Here is a 16966-nt window from a genome sequence, read left to right as displayed (position 1 = left end):
AACTACTAAACTAAATTTTAATTTATCTTTCTATTCACCTATATAATATCAAGTAATTGTGAAGAGATACACTTAACGAACAGATGCGTTAGTTCAATAAGAAAAACGATCTTCAACAATCGGGCGCTTTAATGGAGGAAATATCATAGAAATGATCAAACTTTTTTATAAAAGAATGATTCAATAAAATATATTAAGAGCGTGATTTGATTAATCTTTTTTCAAAACACGCTCTTTCTTTTTGCTTGTTTATCAAGGCTATTAGTATTAATTTGATCAATCTTTATTCTAAAGCTATAATTGGGCTCTTTTTATATTTACTTATAGTGCAAAATAACTCATAAAGTGACAGACGGGATTGTAATAAGAAAGGTATTGCATTCCCAAAACCTATTGTTTTGGCAGGCCTCAGTGTCGGTATACTACATAGTTACTATACAATGATATTTAGGAAAAAAAGCGATATATAACAAACTATATCTTCATAACAGGTCATTCTATGTGCTATTTTTAAATGCTCCGGAAACATACAAAAAGACAACTCATCCTATTTTAGAATGAGTCGTCTGAAATTTTCACGTTCCTAAAAAATGAGGGGGGTTTTAGGCGCGTAATCATGAATTAGCAAACTTCTGGAGAAAAGTAGCTAAAGTTCATCCTCTCTACACTGTTTTGTAGAGGAGGAATAATCTTTATATGATAATGATAATCATTATCAACTTGGTTGTCAACAATAATCAAATAATTTTTTTATCTTCATTCAGTCAAAGTCTCCCACCTCCCAAATTCTTTCTGAATCAGAGCGCGAATATACGCCCTACCAACGGGTTGCAGCTATTGGATATTCTCTTGGGGATATTTTGTCACTGGGCATCCAACCAATTGGCGTCGATACAGAAATTATAATCACTGTCTCTTACAATAATTTATACCTTCAGATGGGAACCCTACTTCGAAGGGTACTTCTTGTGAAAGACATTTTGATACTGTTCTTTTTAAAGAAATGCCTGAAGCATCTGTAAATATTAGAAAAAAGTTATTGTTTAATGAGATAGAAGGATTAAATTATATAACTTCTGATGGAAATATTCTTCGTCCTTACCCTGATATAGATATTAACTACCATCAGACTGTTAGTCCTGATAGACAGTTTATTTCTTTTACTCCTTTAAAGGCACTGAAAAAGAATTTAGAGGTAGATATGCAATTTATGATGTTGAAACAAAAGAAACGGTAGCAGGCTGAAATACTTATATGCCAATGTCTCCAACTTACAAGGAACACTTACGATAAAGAAGGATAAATTTAGAGCCAGAAAAATAGCAAAAAGGTTGTGGGTGCTTTAGTACCTAGGGAATCTGTTAGGGTATCCGAATGGTGGATAGCCAAACGATGGATTCCTAAATGGAGGATAACCATACGAAGGATAGCCAGAAGGCATCCTGAAAACCATCATAGAAAAATTACATGTGCTATGTATCAAAAGCGACAGCGATTATTGCTTTCAAAAAGAAGTTAATTGAAACCACTCCAAATGAATATCTTTTCCTTCGAAATATACAAACTTTATATTGAAATCTTTGAAATGTAAGAATTGTAAAAATATTCATAATATCTTATTATAGTACTGTAAATGCTTTGATTGAAAAGTGAGGAGGATGAAGGTGCTAAGAGCTTTAAAAGTAGGTCTAGTTATTGAGCGAGCGAATCGGAAAAACTTAGTCGCACTAGTCGCTGTTGTTATTATCGTTTTTGGCTTTATGTTTTATATAAATGCACAAGCCGTTGGTAATCAAATTGTCGAGAAAAAGGGTGATTATTATTCAGCACAAGCTATACTTTCAAAGTTTCAAGTTAAAGATGCTTTAGAAACAGGAGACGGAAGCGACTTATATAAAAATTTAGTTAAACAAAAAAGCAATATTGCTTTACAAATAGCTGCATTAACGATGGACAAACAATCTATGTATTATGAGACTTCACTTCAACTCGCACAATTAAGACAAGAGGCATTCGAATTAGAAGGATATGAAAATGTTGCAGGATTATTACCTTCTAAATTGCAAAATTCTATGGACTATCTTTATTTTAAGAGGATGATTGATGAGGGAAAGGATACAATATCCGATTTATTTCAGTACATGCCGTTTTTATTATTTTTCTTTGTACACGTTGGAGCAGGGTGGTACATATTTATTAGCTTCCATACAAGTTCTATTTTACTTGATGACTTTGAGCATTCTAGTATAATTCAGGGCTTTCCTGTCCGATTTGATCACTATATTTTATCTAAATGCATTATTGCTTTTTTATCCATAGTTACAAGCATTTTGCTCATTTTTATTTGTGCAATTCCATTGTGGATCATAAATGGACTTGGAAACCCATTAGAGCCTGTAGGGATATATGTAGGAAATGCCACATTAATATCTACGATTCAATATATTGCTATGAGCGTTGGTTATATGATGGTAATTTCAATTTTTGTAATGCTGTTGTCGATTATTTTAAATGTGTTATTAAAAAATATGTATTTAACATTATTTGTACACTTTATTCTATTCTTTTTACCGATGATTTTTCCATCTCTTATTAGTTTAATCCCCTATAACCCTTTTAATTTCATGAACTTCAATGATATTTTACGAGGCTTACCGGTAGATTTAGCGAAGCCTGTTGATATTACTATGAGTTTAGGCTTAATCATCATATGTATAAGTATTATTTTAATGTTATTCGTTATTAAAACATTTTTCACAACAGGAAAAATCAGTAGGGCATAGGGGAGGTATTATAAGCATGTGGAGTTATTTTAAATTTGAATTCAAGCAGTTTTTTACGAATAAAAAAAACTTAGCAATATATATTTTGCTTGCTTTTGCAACCTTTTTTTATGTATTTAAAATAGCGCCAACTTACAATCCGATTGAAAGTGTTGATTATGAAGAAATTGAGGCGCGCTATTTAACACGTCAGGAATTTTTAGATCATATGGAGGGACAAGATTTAAATGATGTTCATCCTTCCGTTATTTATGCTATTGAAATATTTAAGGAAATAAACCCTATAGATAAAAAAAGATTAGATGCATTAGATGAGGGAAGTTTTAAAAAATATGCAGATTTAACTCGCGACTGGTACTACTTTACGAATTCGATTACATATAGAAATGAGGCATTTTCATATAACTCAAAGTATTTTATAAAAAATAACAAGTATGCAGAAGATGATGCCTTCTACGCCTATTTAGAGCAGGCTGTCCGTTATGATACTTATTCGAAAGCAGATTATGAGTTATCATTGGAAATTTTTGAACAACGTACAGCTCTTCAAACGTTCGAACGCTTATTAAAGGGAGTACTTCCAATTATTTTAATTGTCTGTGTACTTCTTTTATCAATTGATATTGTTAAAAAAGATCAACGTCATCAATCTATTTTAAAGGGATTTCCAATTAGTGATTGGAAACAGCTACTTGTGAAAATGTTAGTTGCACTACTAGGTAGCATGGTATTATTTGTTCCGCTTATAGTTGGCATCTGTATTATAGGCTTACAATCCGGTTTTGGGAATTTCAATTTACCATCTCCTGTGTATGCAGCTCATCTCGATTGGCGTGTGAAAGGTAAATTTGAAATGATGATATTAGGTACGTTTTTAGAACAATCCATAATTTTGCTTTTTACCTGGTTTATCGTCATTATCAACGTTGTGCTATTATGCAGTATTATATTCCGCAGTGAGATGGTAAATTTCGTTGTTGGCTTGCTCCTTATTTTTGGCGAGAATTTTTATTCCAGCCGTTACGTCGGCTATTTTTGGGACGTTCAATACTATCCGACATCTTACATTCAAGTAGGTCAAATTATTTCAAAAAGGCGAAATTTTTATTATATGAACGATCATTTAGATTTTATTTTAGGATTCCAGCTGTTACTTGGACTAGCAGGGGTTGTCATTTTTTTAATGATACTTATTTCATTGAATAGGCGATATAAGCTAATTAAATAGGAGGGGTAAAGGTGATTGAGCTTCAAAATATTACCGTGCAATTTGGGGGAAATAAAGTGTTAAATGATATTTCAATGACATTTGAGCAAGGTCAAATGATCGGGCTTGTTGCACCAAATGGAACGGGAAAATCCACATTTATGAATGTGTTAATGAATTATGTGAAACCTATGAAAGGAAAGGTAGTATTTAAGGATGGTCTAAGTTACTCGAATAAATCAAATGAAGTAAAAATTCATAAATTCGTGTCGATGATGCCAGACCAAAGTGACTTGTATAATCACTTAAGTGGGCGCGAGCATTTAAAAATGTTTGCAACAATGTGGCAATCCGATTTAAAACTGATTGATGAAACAATCGAAGCATTAAATATGGGGCATTATGTGAATAAAAAAACCGGCACGTATTCACTTGGTATGCGCCAACGTCTATGCTTTGCAATGCAAATTGTCACAAATACGGAAATTATGATGATGGACGAAGTAATGAACGGACTTGACCCAAATAATGTAGAAATTATTTCGAAAATATTATTAAAGAAAAAGGCGGAAGGTAAGATTATTATTATTGCCTCCCATTTACTTGATAATTTAGAGAAATATGCAGACCGAATTTTCTTATTTAATAAAGGAAAGCTAGTTGATACCAATCAAGTAATAGAAGGTTTTAGTCAAGCGCATATTAAAACTATTCGAGTAAAAAACATGGAGGATAATACTAAAAAACAACTCCGAGAGCTATTTCCAAATATAAAACTTCAAACACTTACAAACGGAATGTCACTAATTCATTTACCAAGTTCTGAGGCAAGTTTATTAAGTACGCTTACATCTTTTTTAGTTGAGAGAAATGTGGTGGATTTTGCATTTGGTAAAGTTACATTAAATGATTTGTATTCAATATATTATCATGAAGATAGAAATGAGACAGTTAGTTAAAAAAGGACAACCACTTAAAATATTATGACCACGAAGGAGGGGTACAATGAACATGACCAAATCGGAACCGGAGTTCACTATCATCCGCACCCTGAATGCCAGCCGCGAGCTCGTGTGGGGTGATGGAAACATCCGATGGCATTAAAGAAGTTTACGAAACAAATTATAAGGATGCCAAAAAAATAATTAACCATACAGATGCACATAACAACACCACTACTTTTGTACAAGATTTGTCTGGAAATATTACAGCATCTATAAATGGAGAACGCAATGAAACAAAGTATTCCTAAAATTTAAAGAATGAACTTGAAACTGTTGTCGATCCAAAACAGCAACAAACTTCTTACGAATATGATGGCAACGGTAATTTGAAAAAGATAACAAATGCAAGAGGGTTCGTAACAGACTTTAAGTACAATGGGAAAAATCAAATTACGGAAGAGAAAATCACCCCCTACTTGTAGAAATATGTTTGAGGCTGGTTGGGACTTAGATCTCGTATAACAAGCGAAGCTATAATACTAATTGGAGGTATAGGGGTTACTGGTGAATGCGCTGTAGGAGGAGAAAAAATGAACCCAGTAGTGGGTATTGATGTAGCTAAAGATGATCATTGGGGTAATTATAGTTGTTGTGAGTCTAGTTACCTTTTTTATTACAAATCTATTTGTCAGACTCTTAATTTCGAAGGAAGTTCAAGGGATTGCGATTATGAAAAGCCTTGGTTTTGCAAATGGGATGATTCGATTTCCGTGAAATCCAACAAGACGCACAAGAGGCAAAATTAAATATCTGGTCACATGATAATTACTTCCAAAAAGATGAATTTCACCCGGAAGTATTAAATTAAATTGATTAAACTATTTGCGAAAGATTACTCTATACTTTTCATTGATTTAAACGGTCTCCTTTTAAAGGACACTTTAAATTAGGCAAGCCCAAGAAGTTGCTGTCTGTATTTTGCAGACAGTATCTTTTTTTATTGCTCTATTTAGGACAATGATTATATAAAATAGACAATCCTTCACTTCTCGCTTAACCACCACATTCCATAACTTTTCATATTCGTTGTACAGTTTTCGCAATGAGACCTCAATTGCCCAAATTCTTTCCACCTTTTGTATTTATTGAAATGAACTTAGGGAGTGCACTTAAAACATATAAAAACTATAAGTATTTATTATGTTTTAAGTGGAATTTTCAGATAATTTAGTTTCGTAGGGGAAAAGTAACAAACGATTGAAAATTAGCTTGTAATAAGAGATATCAAGGAAAGTTAATTTTCAAATTATGTTTTAATAAAAACAAATAGTGATTTTGATTATTAGGAAATAGTCGTTACAATTTGAATACTCAGAAATAATGACTATATACCTGTTTTATGGGTGTATATGTTCGAAGAAAAGTTCTAAAGTTTATACATTAATAGAATTAACCTAATAGATCTATATTCCTGATATTAACTTTGATGATGTTATTAGTTTCAACGCTTTGTGGGATTAGAACTGTGAAATTACGGCATAATTCTATATATAAGTTGTATAAACTCGCTTATTGGAAACTATATGTAAATAGTTAGCATTACGCTGACAGAAATGTTAGTTGAAGACTTTGGGGTGAAACTATGTATAATTTTTTAGATCGTTCTACTTTACAAAAAGTACAAGTCCTACACCATATTTTTAATGAAAAACGATATTTTTCAAGTTTTGAATTAGCTCAAGATATGCAGTTGTCGGAAAGAACCATTTTGAAAATATTATCGGAGATTTCTTTAGACTTACAAATAATAACAGATTCTGCTTGCATAAAGGCAAAAACATCAAAGTATTATTTATTGGATTACAAAGATCATTTTTCTATTAAAACAGTAGAGCGACATTATTTGCAAAATTCATTAACATATAAAGCTTGTGATGAGATTTTTCATAATACATTTGATGATATTACTTCTTTCTCATTAAAGCACTTTACAAGTATGGCCTCTATGTATCGACGTATAAATAAAATTAAACCTCTACTTATACAATTTCAGTTAAAGTATACATCCCAACAGATGGTGACGCTTGAGGGGAATGAAAAACAATTTCGCTATTTTTACTATTTGTTTTATTGGAATTCGTGTTGGGGAGAAGTATGGCCATTTACACGAATTACCCGAGAGGACATTCTAAAAGTACTGAAGGAAGTGAATTTAGAACTTCCAGAATCGGTAATATATTGGCTCGCCATTTGTTTAACACGAGCTAAATTAGGTTTCTTAATTGACAATGATCCAATGTACACTACTTTTACAAAACATCATTATCATTATGACAATTATTCAAAAGCAGTCAGGCTAATATTTAAAGAACTAACAAATTTATCTGCTGAAGAGATTGAATTAGAATTGATGTTTTCATTTAATTTTATCAGTTGTTTAAAACATTATGATAAAAAAGATAAAGCAGTAAGTCTTATGATGAACTTTGCTCAGCACCATAATCAGGAATTGTTTGTGCAAGCAACTTTGTATTGGATAGAAACATTTATGGATCATTTTTCTATTGTCTTAAATGTAGAAGAATATGGCGTGTTATTTGTGAATTTACTTCATCTCCATTATTATATGATGATTTTTTCTGGACCGCTCTACTTGTTTAAAGAAGACCTTTATAAGAAGAGGTTTGAAATGCATGAAACTGATCAAATAGAAATTATGAATCAGTTTTATGAACGTCTTTTGGAAAATGAAGAATTCTCCATTATTTTTAAACGGCAGGATACTTTGATAGGAAGGTATCACAAATTATTAAAACAATCCATTGATGTTATGAATAGAGATGCCATTAAAATTGAAGTTGTTTCCATGTTAAATGACATTCCATATTTATTCGATCAGATTAAGCGAGTTTTTGTACATGTTGAGTTGTGCCCAAAAGATGAAGAGGCAGAGTTAATTATTACAGATTGTTTATATATGAATATTAATAAAGATACACAAGGAATATTTGTATGGAATTCTGTTCCCAAGAAAAGTGATTATGAAAGGTTAGGAAAAAGACTACAGGAAATTTATTTCAAAAAAAACCAGGTATCAAATAAACTTTTAAAAACTTTAATAAGTGAAATATAATAGCATGCATTTGAATTCCCTTATATTGATTAATAATAACTGATTAATAGATTTTCTATTGAAAACGCTTAAATTTATATATATGAGAGAAGAGAGAAGTAACCAATTAGGGATAGTTAAAAAAAGTATTAGGTTGGTACGAAGATATGTGGCCTTTGATGATACTTAATGAACCTTTAAAGCGAGTGCAGCGAAATGAATGTTATTCAAATTTAACAACATCTTAAATGAAAAAAACACGAAAACGCAATAACAATGCTTACGAATTAAACGAAGGATGAGGGCGCATATGATTAAAAGAAAAATTCCAGATGAGCTAACCTATTACTTAAAACTGGGTGACGCAGTTGTAATTACAGATGATAATCAAATAATTTTAGAGGTCAATAATCAATACGAAATTATCACAGGTCATAAGAGAGAATCTATTATTGGAACAACAGCTGAATTTTTAAACTCTAATATGAAGCCGATTATTTTATATAAGTCATTAAAAAATGCATTAAAGAATGGTAAATCCTGGTCTGGAGTGTTGGTAGATATAAAAAAAACATCAGAATTATGGTATTCTTTTATAACGATGACGCCCATTAAAGTACATGAACAGGTTTATTATGTAGGAATTACCCGAATTGCCGAACAGCTCGTAGTAGAAGAAAACAATCGAGCAAAGGAGGAACAAAAAGATTTATTTAAAGTGTTAGCAATATCAAGTGAAATACGTGACATAGGTATTGTAGAACATCTTTTAAGAGTACAAAAATTAACAGAGAAACTAGTGTTAGCCCTTAATGAAGAGCGAAAGAACAGCTTGCCAGTTGAGTATATTGATAAAATTATTTATTATAGTATATTGCATGATATTGGAAAATCAGGTATTCCCGAATCAGTACTTTATAAACCTGGGCCACTTACATTCTATGAGCGCAAAATAATAGAAATGCATCCACTTATCGGGATTGAAGTACTACATAAAATATCTGATGTAATGAATTATAATCTTTTTGAGAATATGGAAATAGCGAGTAACATTATTAAATATCATCATGAGAAATGGGATGGTACTGGATATCCTGAAGGACTTAAGGGAGAAGCTATTCCATTAGAAGCGAGAATAATAGCCATAGTAGATGTATATGATGCTTTAGTTAGTAAAAGATCTTATAAGGAGTCTTGGTCTAAAGAAGAAGCTTTGACATATTTGAACGAACAAAAGGGCATTCACTTTGAACCATCCTTAGTAGATGCTTTCATAAAAGTGATTGATAAATCTTAATGATTTGGAAAAATCATAGGAAATGCACATGTATCTGTCATTCGTATTCCAAAGCCTATTACCTTGTCTGCAAAAAGGTAATAGGCTTTTTTGCGGACAATAAATTAGATGGATAAACCCATTGATTGCCACTACGGGTAAACGTTTTCCGTGAGCGGGGCTGAACCACTTTCCTCGTCACTTCCAGTCAAGGTCTCGACTGCTCCGCTGGCGTCGCGTCCTCCACTCCACCCAATGTTGAGTCAGATGAAGAGCCATCATTGAACAAAATATTTTTTTACTCATATTATACTGAAACATGGTTAATCAGTTTTGAGGAGGTTGCAAATGCATTGGATCACCATCATTTTTATAGGTATTGCTGCTAATCTAGATAATTTAGGAATTGGTCTTGCTTATGGTGTAAAAAAGATGAAAATTCCAGTCCTATCAAACGCAGTTATTGCCGTTATGTCAATGATTGTCACATACGTTGCAGTAACAGCAGGAAGCACAGTAATTGAGTATATCTCAGCACATACGGCAAATCTTTTGGGAAGTCTTTTGTTATGTGTAATTGGGATATGGACGTTATTGTCCAATCGCTTTTCTAAAAAGGGGATAATGAGTAGTTCTGAATTGTTTGATGATGATAAAAATTATGTTATTACATTTAGGGAAGCCATTACACTCGGATTCGTCTTATCAGCCAATTGTTTAGCGGGGGGAATTGCAATTGGAGCGAATGGCATTTCAGCTATATGGACAGTTATATCTATTGGTACTTTCTCATTTTTATCAGTCGCAATTGGTAGTCATTGTGGATCTTTACTAACAAAAACATTCATAGGAAAGTATTCGACAGCAATTTCTGGATGGCTATTAATTATGATTGGTATTTTTGAGATATTTGCTAAATAGCTTTGTTTTCGTCTTGTTAATAGATTTATTAAAATAAAGAAGATGTTACTTTGAGATAACTTTAACTGTAATACCGTACATGTACATTGTGGATTCAACTCCACAAAATCAGGTTAAGAAGTGATTTTGTACATAGCTTCTTCGTTAAAGGTATTTACATAAAAAGAGCGCATGCAGAGACTTTTTGTAGTGCGCCTTTTTTGATTGGAGGAAATTTTGACATATTAAGGTCGATTTTGGTTTAGTAGTTGACAGACACTGGTATCAACGATTATTCTTGGAAATAACAATTGTAATTGAGAATGATTTTCGTTTAAGTGAAATTGCTTTCATGAATAACGTTGTGAATATAATTTATTTCAATTATAATGATTGATGGAAAATAGATAAAAATTTTCCATTATTAATAGAGGAGGCATGCAACTCATGAAGAAGATAATGATGTTGGTCATGCTAGTCAGTATGTTTGTATTTAATTTAGCTTTACCTCAAGCATCTGCTCAACTAGCTGATGGCACACATTCTGTAAAATATCAGGTGAATAAACCAGAAAGTAGCTCTGCGTCCATTGCGAATGATTATTTCGTAAAGCCTGCAAAGGTAACTGTGAAAAATGGGACAGCCACTGTACAAATTACCTTGAAAAATAGTGCATGGATTACTAAATTCCAACCACCTGGTGGTGCTTCTGTTGTAAGCGAAGATAAATCAGCTGACACTCGTGTTGTACAATTTACAGTAAAAGATTTAACAAAACCGGTAGTTACATCTATGAAAATTGATATCGATGATATTAATTATCACCATGAATATAGCGTTTCATTAGTATTCGATGCAGCGTCAACAGGAAGTTCGACTGTAACGCAAGCACACGATACTAAATCACCAACGCCGACTACAACCGAAAGTCAAGTGTCTAATCCTCAGACAAGCGATGCTACACCTTATTTATTCATCGTCGCTTTACTAGGATCAGCATTTTTACTTTATAGAAATAAACTACAAACAAAATCGGAGGATTTATAATGGCTAAAAAACGTCAATCACGCGCAACAAAAATCGTACTAGCTTCACTACTAGCTGCATCACTTTCAGTACCATCTTTTGCATCTGCACAAGCAGCTGATGTAACAACAGTGAACACTGAAGTGAAGGCAGAAACAACTAAATCAGAGAAAGCTGATACTACAGTAAATTTCCAAATTTTTAAACCTGGTACAACAGAAGCACAACCTGCTATTAGCTCTCATCTTGTAACGGAAGGTACAATGGTTGAGAAAAATGGGAAATTCGAGGCGAAATTAACAGTAACAGCGAAATCTGCACCGATGATTGCAGGCATACAAACAAAACAAGGCGATAAGTATGCAGATGCTACAGAAGTGAAAAATGCAGATGGCACAATTACATACAGTTTTCCAGTTGTAGCTGGTGAAGTACTATCAGCAAAAATTCATGTAGTTGCAGATACACCTAAAGGTAAAATGGATACATGGTATGACTTTGATTTGAAAGCAGTTGAAAATAAAGAAACAACAACTACTGAAGTGGTAGAAGAAAAGAAAGAAGAAACAACTGAAGTGGTAACAGATAAAGAAGCAACTGAAACTACTGAAAAAACAGAAGTGACAGATGAAGACGTAGAAGTATATGAAGGAAAAGTAACTGTTTATAAAGACGGCACTAAAGAAGAGTCAAAAATGAAAGATTACATTGACTCTACAGTAGCAGTAGCTAAAGCAGACGGCACATATGTTGTAGGTATGTTTTTCCCTAAAGGTCAATATGTTCAATCATTTAAAGTTGATGGTCAGGACGCTGAATTAGACGAGGAAGAAACAGGTACAGATGAGCGCCTTTACTTGTTTGAAGTAAAAGACATTAAAGCACTTACAACGGCAGAAATTCATATTATTGTAAATGAAGCTGGTGTGAAATATGATTCAGTTCACAAAGTTCAATTTAAATTTGACGTAAATTTTGACCAACCTGTAACAGAAGAAACGACTGTTGATAATCCATTCAAAGATATCGACAACAATGAAAACAAAGATGCAATCTTAAATTTACTTGCTTATGACATTATCGTAGCGCAAGATAAATTTAATCCGAACAATAGTTTAACTCGTGCGCAATTTGCATTAATGATTGCACGTACTTTAGAACTAGAAGCTACTGAAGTTGCTGGCTTCCAAGATATTAAAGGTATTGAAGCAGAAAATGCAATTAATGCCCTTGCTGAATATGGCATTGTTGAAACACGTGATAAATTCAATCCAAATGGAACATTAACACGTCAACAAGGCGCTTTAATGATCTACCGCGCAATTCAAGCTATTGAAGGCGAATTAAAAGTTGACATTTCATTGCCTTATGCTGACGCATCAACAATTGCTAATGATGAAGCGAAAGAAGCATTCTCATTACTAAACAAAGAAGGCATTATGACTGGTTCTGTTGCAAAAGATGGTAAAACTTACATCAATGCAAACAAACCATTAACGCGTGGACAAATGGCGAAAATACTAAATAATTCTTTACATTTCTTCTATGAATTTGAGGAATCACAATAAGCATTAAAATAGTAACTTCCTTTCTCACACAGTGAGGAAGGAAGTTACTATTGCTTCTAAAGAAAAATGGGGGAATTTCCTTGATGAAAATAAATAGAAAAAACTTTCTTTTGTTTGCGTTCAGTGCTGTTTTTTTAGCTTTTCTCCCTCAATTTGTTTGGATGCATGTACAAGCCGAAGAAAAGGCCATAGAAAATGGATCTTATCAAGTTGAACTAAGTTTTCCATCCATTGATGGAGTGGAACAAAGTCGTTTTTTCAGTAAAGAAGCAACACTTATTGTCGAGAATGGACACTATACTTTAGCTTTGTCGATAGAAAATAACAATAGCCTGACGAATTTACATATTGAACAAAGCGAAAGAACGCTTCCTTTCAAATTAGAGAGTACTGAAAATTTAGTTCAGTTTGATGGCATAGATTTAACGCAACCGATTTTTGTAAAGGGTTTAATGGCCCTTCCATTTGGAGAAGATAACCGTCCTTTTACCCAAGAGCTTCTAGTAAAAGTAGCGTCTATTAAACCAATAGAGATACAAAGTGAAGAGTCCATATTAGTTAATGAGGTAGAACAAAACTTACCAAATGACATAGCTGAAAAAGAATGGACAATGAACTATGTCCTTCTTGTGGATGGCAAAAAAGAGAGCTCAATTATGAATACATATGTAAAGCCAGTGGCAAAGATGATAGAAAAAGAAGGGAAAATCTTTGCGCAGATGTCGATAGAAAAATCGGCTTGGATAACAGGTTTAACGGTAGAGCGACAAGGGGAGCAAGTGGCACCGAAGCTTATCTCTCTTATAGACAATATGCGAATTATTGAATTTGAAATTGAGGATTTAGAGCAGCCACTAAGAATGTGGGTAAAGGTTGATATTGCGGAGCTTGACTATCATCATCAATATTTCGTAAATCTAAAATTTGACCAACTACAGGTCGATAAATTTTTAAACAAACCACAAGCGGAATCTTCAGAACAGATAGACATAGTGAAGCCCCCAGTCATTGTTAAAGAGAAAGTTAAGAGTACACCGGGTAAATTGACAGATGAGTCTGTGACAAAACCACCCCTACTAGCGCCATCATCAGTTCAACCTACCCCTACTGTACCAAAGGAAGAACTGTTAGCTTTTGACCGGACACTTGATGCAAATACTGCAGGAGATGCTGAAGATGAACCAAATGAAGCTGAAGTCAAAAAGGAATCAGCTACTAAAACGGTAGTGATGGACAGAAATACAACCCAGCAACTTGCTCAATTAGATAAGGTGAAAATGGCCTTGCTCATCATTATTTGTATTTTATCAGGGTGGTTACTTGTTCGCCGCATCAAAAATTCTAAAAAAGAAGCAACTCAACAGAAATAAGTAGGAGATGACAATATGCAAAAAAAGTGGAAAGCGCTCATGCTCTTCATGGCACTCATGACATTATTCTTAATTACTGGTTGTAGTGGTGGAGATGACCAAGACAAAACAAAGGAAACTGCTGAAAAAATAAAAACAACTACACAAAGCGAAAATCGTATTATTGCAGGCACAGTTGTCGTTGCGGACATTTTAGATAAGCTAGAGTTGGACGCGATTGCTGTGCCAGAAACTGAAAAAGTATTAGCTTCACGCTTTGATGGTTTACCGACTATCGGCAATGCAATGGAACCTGATATGGAAATTGTGAAATCTTTGAATCCAACAGATGTATTATCAGTTTCAACGTTAGAATACGATTTACAAGATAAATTCAAACAATTAAAGATTCCCGTAAACTTTTTAAATTTTCAAAGTGTAGATGCGATGCTTAGTGAGATTAAATCATTAGGCGAACGCTATGACCGTTCAGCTCAAGCTGAAGAATTAGTCACGGACTTACAAAAAAATATTGAAGCTGTGCAAAGTGTTGCGGCCAACAATGAGGGCCCTCGTGTATTAATTTTACTTGGTATTCCTGGAAGTTATTTAGTAGCAACTGAAAATTCTTATGCTGGAGACCTTGTGAAACGTGCGGGGGGGATTAATGTTATGGAAGGACAGGATGCAGAGTATTTATCTTCAAATACAGAATACCTGCATAATAGTAATCCAGATATTATTTTACGCCTTTCTCATGGTATGCCCGACGAGGTTGTAAAAATGTTTGACGAAGAATTTAAAACAAATGATATATGGAAGCATTTTGACGCAGTGAAAAATGACAAAGTATATGATTTGGAGGAAGAATTATTCGGAACAACAGCTTCATTACAGGTGCCACAAGCTTTAGGACAGCTGGTGGAGATCTTCTATCGTTAACAGCAACTAGAAATTGCCGCTCGTATCACAAGCTAAGCCTTGTATAGAGCGCTTTTCTTATATTTAAAGTTAAGCGTGAGTTTGACAAGAAAAAGGGAAATCGATATGACAAAAAAAATAGTAAGTTTTTCTATTGTAATAGTGTTGTTGCTTGTCACAGTGGTATATGCGGCGACAACTGGTAGCATTAAAATGGGCTTTTTTGCTTTTATAGGAGCATTATTTGAAACAGATAATAGCCAAATGGAGGCAATTCGTGATTTGCGCTTCCCTCGCATTATTGTTGCGCTATTTGCCGGGGCGGCTCTTTCGGTTGCAGGTGTGCTTTTGCAATCGGTAATGCGTAATCCATTAGCAGATGCTGGCGTTATTGGCATATCTTCTGGTGCAGCATTCGTCCAGTTATTCATTATTTCATTTTTCCCGGCATTATTTTTTGTGACGCCTGTTTTAGCGTTTATGGGTGGGGCCATGGCCTGTGCACTTGTTTTTGCCTTGTCATGGAAGTCAGGCTTGAGTCCACTGAAATTGATTTTAGTGGGGATTGCTATTAATGCAATGTTTACTGGTTTAACGGAGGCGTTTATAAGCTTAGGTGGCTCACTAAATACATCGGCTTCTAGTGTCATCGGTTCGAATTTAACCATGCGCACTTGGAAAGATGTCTCGACAATTGTCACTTACGGTACAGTGGGATTGGTTGGTGCCTTGGCGTTATATAGTTGGTGTAATCTTCTTGTCCTACAGGATAAAACAGCAAAAAGTTTAGGCTTCAACGTTGCACGCGCTCGATTACTTATAGCAGCCGTTGCCGTACTATTATCAGCTGTTTCAGTTGTCGTGGCAGGCGTTATTTCGTTTGTCGGCTTGTTAGTGCCACATATTGCCCGGCGTTTAGTAGGTTACGATCATAAGGTGCTTATCCCATTTACCGCATTAGCAGGAGCATTATTAATTTTAGTGGCAGATACGATTGGTCGTACTATTGTTGCACCACTTGAAATTCCTGCCTCCACCATTATGGCAATTATCGGTGGACCATTCTTAATATTCCTACTACGAAAAGAGTGACGAAACATGAAAATACAAGATATTATCGTATCTCATGATAATCGCCGAAATCATTTAGACGGTGTGACGACGGCCATTCAAAAGGGCAAAATAACAACAATTATCGGCCCAAATGGTTGTGGGAAGTCTACTTTGTTAAGTGTAATGTCCCGCAATAACTTGCCAAAATCAGGCCATGTATCATTAGAAAATAAAGATGTAGTGCATTATAAGTCAAAAGAGTTTGCAAAAAAGTTGGCGATTGTCTACCAGCAAAATGATGTACCCAAGGATTTAACCATTGAAAAGTTAGTGAGCTTTGGACGTCTACCACACAACTCGATGTTAAAGCGCAATCAGGAGAAAGATGCGAAGGTAATTGACTGGGCACTGGCTTGTACAAATTTACTGGAGAAGCGTGACAATGATTTAGATGCGCTCTCGGGAGGAGAACGTCAACGTGTATGGATTGCGATGGCGTTAGCACAGCAATCTGAAATTTTGTGTTTAGATGAACCAACGACGTACTTAGATATTTATTATCAAATTGAGCTATTGGAGCTTGTCAAAACATTAAACGAAAAGTATGGCATAACGATTGTTATGGTACTTCATGATATTAACCAAGCGATTCGCTATAGTGACCATATTATTCTGATGAACGCTGGTCATATTGTGGCTGAAGGAGTGCCGCGTGACGTTATTACTAAAGAAGTCATAAAAGAGGTATATGGAGTCGAAGCCATCTTCAATGAGGATGAACAACTGGGGCTTTATATGGTACCTCTGGGGATTTAAGTTGGTGGAAT

General features: G+C 34.2%; 13 protein-coding genes. All 13 read left to right on the top strand.

Annotated elements, in window-relative coordinates:
* Positions 1-1658 precede the first annotated feature (1658 nt).
* The gene (locus tag ACOMCU_RS17355; RefSeq protein ID WP_196228867.1) at positions 1659-2783 is read left to right on the top strand and encodes an ABC transporter; all 1125 of its coding nucleotides are present in this window, start codon (positions 1659-1661) and stop codon (positions 2781-2783) included.
* A 16-nt stretch (positions 2784-2799) separates the two neighbouring features.
* Positions 2800-4011 (top strand): ABC transporter permease, encoded by a 1212-nt coding sequence (locus tag ACOMCU_RS17350; protein ID WP_421050852.1) that lies wholly within the window; start codon positions 2800-2802, stop codon positions 4009-4011.
* Positions 4012-4022: 11 nt separating this feature from the next.
* Entirely contained in the window at positions 4023-4949 is a 927-nt protein-coding gene (locus ACOMCU_RS17345; protein ID WP_421050851.1) for an ABC transporter ATP-binding protein, read from the top strand.
* A 122-nt stretch (positions 4950-5071) separates the two neighbouring features.
* Positions 5072-5242: a hypothetical protein gene (locus tag ACOMCU_RS17340; RefSeq protein WP_155242377.1), complete on the top strand. Its 171-nt coding sequence runs from the start codon at positions 5072-5074 to the stop codon at positions 5240-5242.
* Positions 5243-6576: 1334 nt separating this feature from the next.
* Entirely contained in the window at positions 6577-8067 is a 1491-nt protein-coding gene (locus ACOMCU_RS17335) for a helix-turn-helix domain-containing protein (RefSeq protein ID WP_421050850.1), read from the top strand.
* Between the two features lie 289 nt (positions 8068-8356).
* Positions 8357-9343 (top strand): HD domain-containing phosphohydrolase, encoded by a 987-nt coding sequence (locus ACOMCU_RS17330; protein WP_421050848.1) that lies wholly within the window; start codon positions 8357-8359, stop codon positions 9341-9343.
* 327 nt (positions 9344-9670) lie between these two features.
* Positions 9671-10243, top strand: coding sequence for a manganese efflux pump (locus ACOMCU_RS17325; RefSeq protein ID WP_010858158.1), 573 nt, complete (start codon positions 9671-9673; stop codon positions 10241-10243).
* A 426-nt stretch (positions 10244-10669) separates the two neighbouring features.
* Complete coding sequence (gene isdC / locus ACOMCU_RS17320; protein ID WP_010858159.1) at positions 10670-11269, top strand: heme uptake protein IsdC; 600 nt, start codon at positions 10670-10672, stop codon at positions 11267-11269.
* Positions 11269-12816, top strand: coding sequence for an NEAT domain-containing protein (locus ACOMCU_RS17315; protein ID WP_421050847.1), 1548 nt, complete (start codon positions 11269-11271; stop codon positions 12814-12816). Before isdC ends, ACOMCU_RS17315 begins: the two co-directional genes overlap by 1 nt.
* Positions 12817-12899: 83 nt before the next feature.
* A complete protein-coding gene (locus ACOMCU_RS17310) occupies positions 12900-14186 on the top strand; it encodes an NEAT domain-containing protein (protein ID WP_421050846.1) in 1287 nt (428 codons plus the stop codon).
* 15 nt (positions 14187-14201) lie between these two features.
* Positions 14202-15107, top strand: a complete 906-nt coding sequence (isdE, locus tag ACOMCU_RS17305; RefSeq protein ID WP_010858162.1) for a heme ABC transporter substrate-binding protein IsdE — start codon at positions 14202-14204, stop codon at positions 15105-15107.
* A 105-nt stretch (positions 15108-15212) separates the two neighbouring features.
* Entirely contained in the window at positions 15213-16178 is a 966-nt protein-coding gene (locus ACOMCU_RS17300; RefSeq protein WP_421050845.1) for a FecCD family ABC transporter permease, read from the top strand.
* Between the two features lie 6 nt (positions 16179-16184).
* Positions 16185-16955 (top strand): ABC transporter ATP-binding protein, encoded by a 771-nt coding sequence (locus tag ACOMCU_RS17295; protein WP_421050843.1) that lies wholly within the window; start codon positions 16185-16187, stop codon positions 16953-16955.
* Positions 16956-16966 lie beyond the last annotated feature (11 nt).

Source organism: Lysinibacillus sp. UGB7 (assembly GCF_049058285.1).
GTDB classification, from domain to species: domain Bacteria; phylum Bacillota; class Bacilli; order Bacillales_A; family Planococcaceae; genus Lysinibacillus; species Lysinibacillus sphaericus_B.
This window is presented reverse-complemented; position numbering and strand designations above follow the sequence as displayed.

What these genes read in the sequence shown, in the direction of transcription:
- ACOMCU_RS17355 (WP_196228867.1), top strand. Translation starts at nt 1,659, where the DNA reads ATGAAGGTGCTAAGAGCTTTAAAAGTAGGTCTAGTTATTGAGCGAGCG.
- ACOMCU_RS17350 (WP_421050852.1), top strand. Translation starts at nt 2,800, where the DNA reads ATGTGGAGTTATTTTAAATTTGAATTCAAGCAGTTTTTTACGAATAAA.
- ACOMCU_RS17340 (WP_155242377.1), top strand. Translation starts at nt 5,072, where the DNA reads ATGGAAACATCCGATGGCATTAAAGAAGTTTACGAAACAAATTATAAG.
- ACOMCU_RS17335 (WP_421050850.1), top strand. Translation starts at nt 6,577, where the DNA reads ATGTATAATTTTTTAGATCGTTCTACTTTACAAAAAGTACAAGTCCTA.
- ACOMCU_RS17330 (WP_421050848.1), top strand. Translation starts at nt 8,357, where the DNA reads ATGATTAAAAGAAAAATTCCAGATGAGCTAACCTATTACTTAAAACTG.
- ACOMCU_RS17325 (WP_010858158.1), top strand. Translation starts at nt 9,671, where the DNA reads ATGCATTGGATCACCATCATTTTTATAGGTATTGCTGCTAATCTAGAT.
- isdC (WP_010858159.1), top strand. Translation starts at nt 10,670, where the DNA reads ATGAAGAAGATAATGATGTTGGTCATGCTAGTCAGTATGTTTGTATTT.
- ACOMCU_RS17315 (WP_421050847.1), top strand. Translation starts at nt 11,269, where the DNA reads ATGGCTAAAAAACGTCAATCACGCGCAACAAAAATCGTACTAGCTTCA.
- ACOMCU_RS17310 (WP_421050846.1), top strand. Translation starts at nt 12,900, where the DNA reads ATGAAAATAAATAGAAAAAACTTTCTTTTGTTTGCGTTCAGTGCTGTT.
- isdE (WP_010858162.1), top strand. Translation starts at nt 14,202, where the DNA reads ATGCAAAAAAAGTGGAAAGCGCTCATGCTCTTCATGGCACTCATGACA.
- ACOMCU_RS17300 (WP_421050845.1), top strand. Translation starts at nt 15,213, where the DNA reads ATGACAAAAAAAATAGTAAGTTTTTCTATTGTAATAGTGTTGTTGCTT.
- ACOMCU_RS17295 (WP_421050843.1), top strand. Translation starts at nt 16,185, where the DNA reads ATGAAAATACAAGATATTATCGTATCTCATGATAATCGCCGAAATCAT.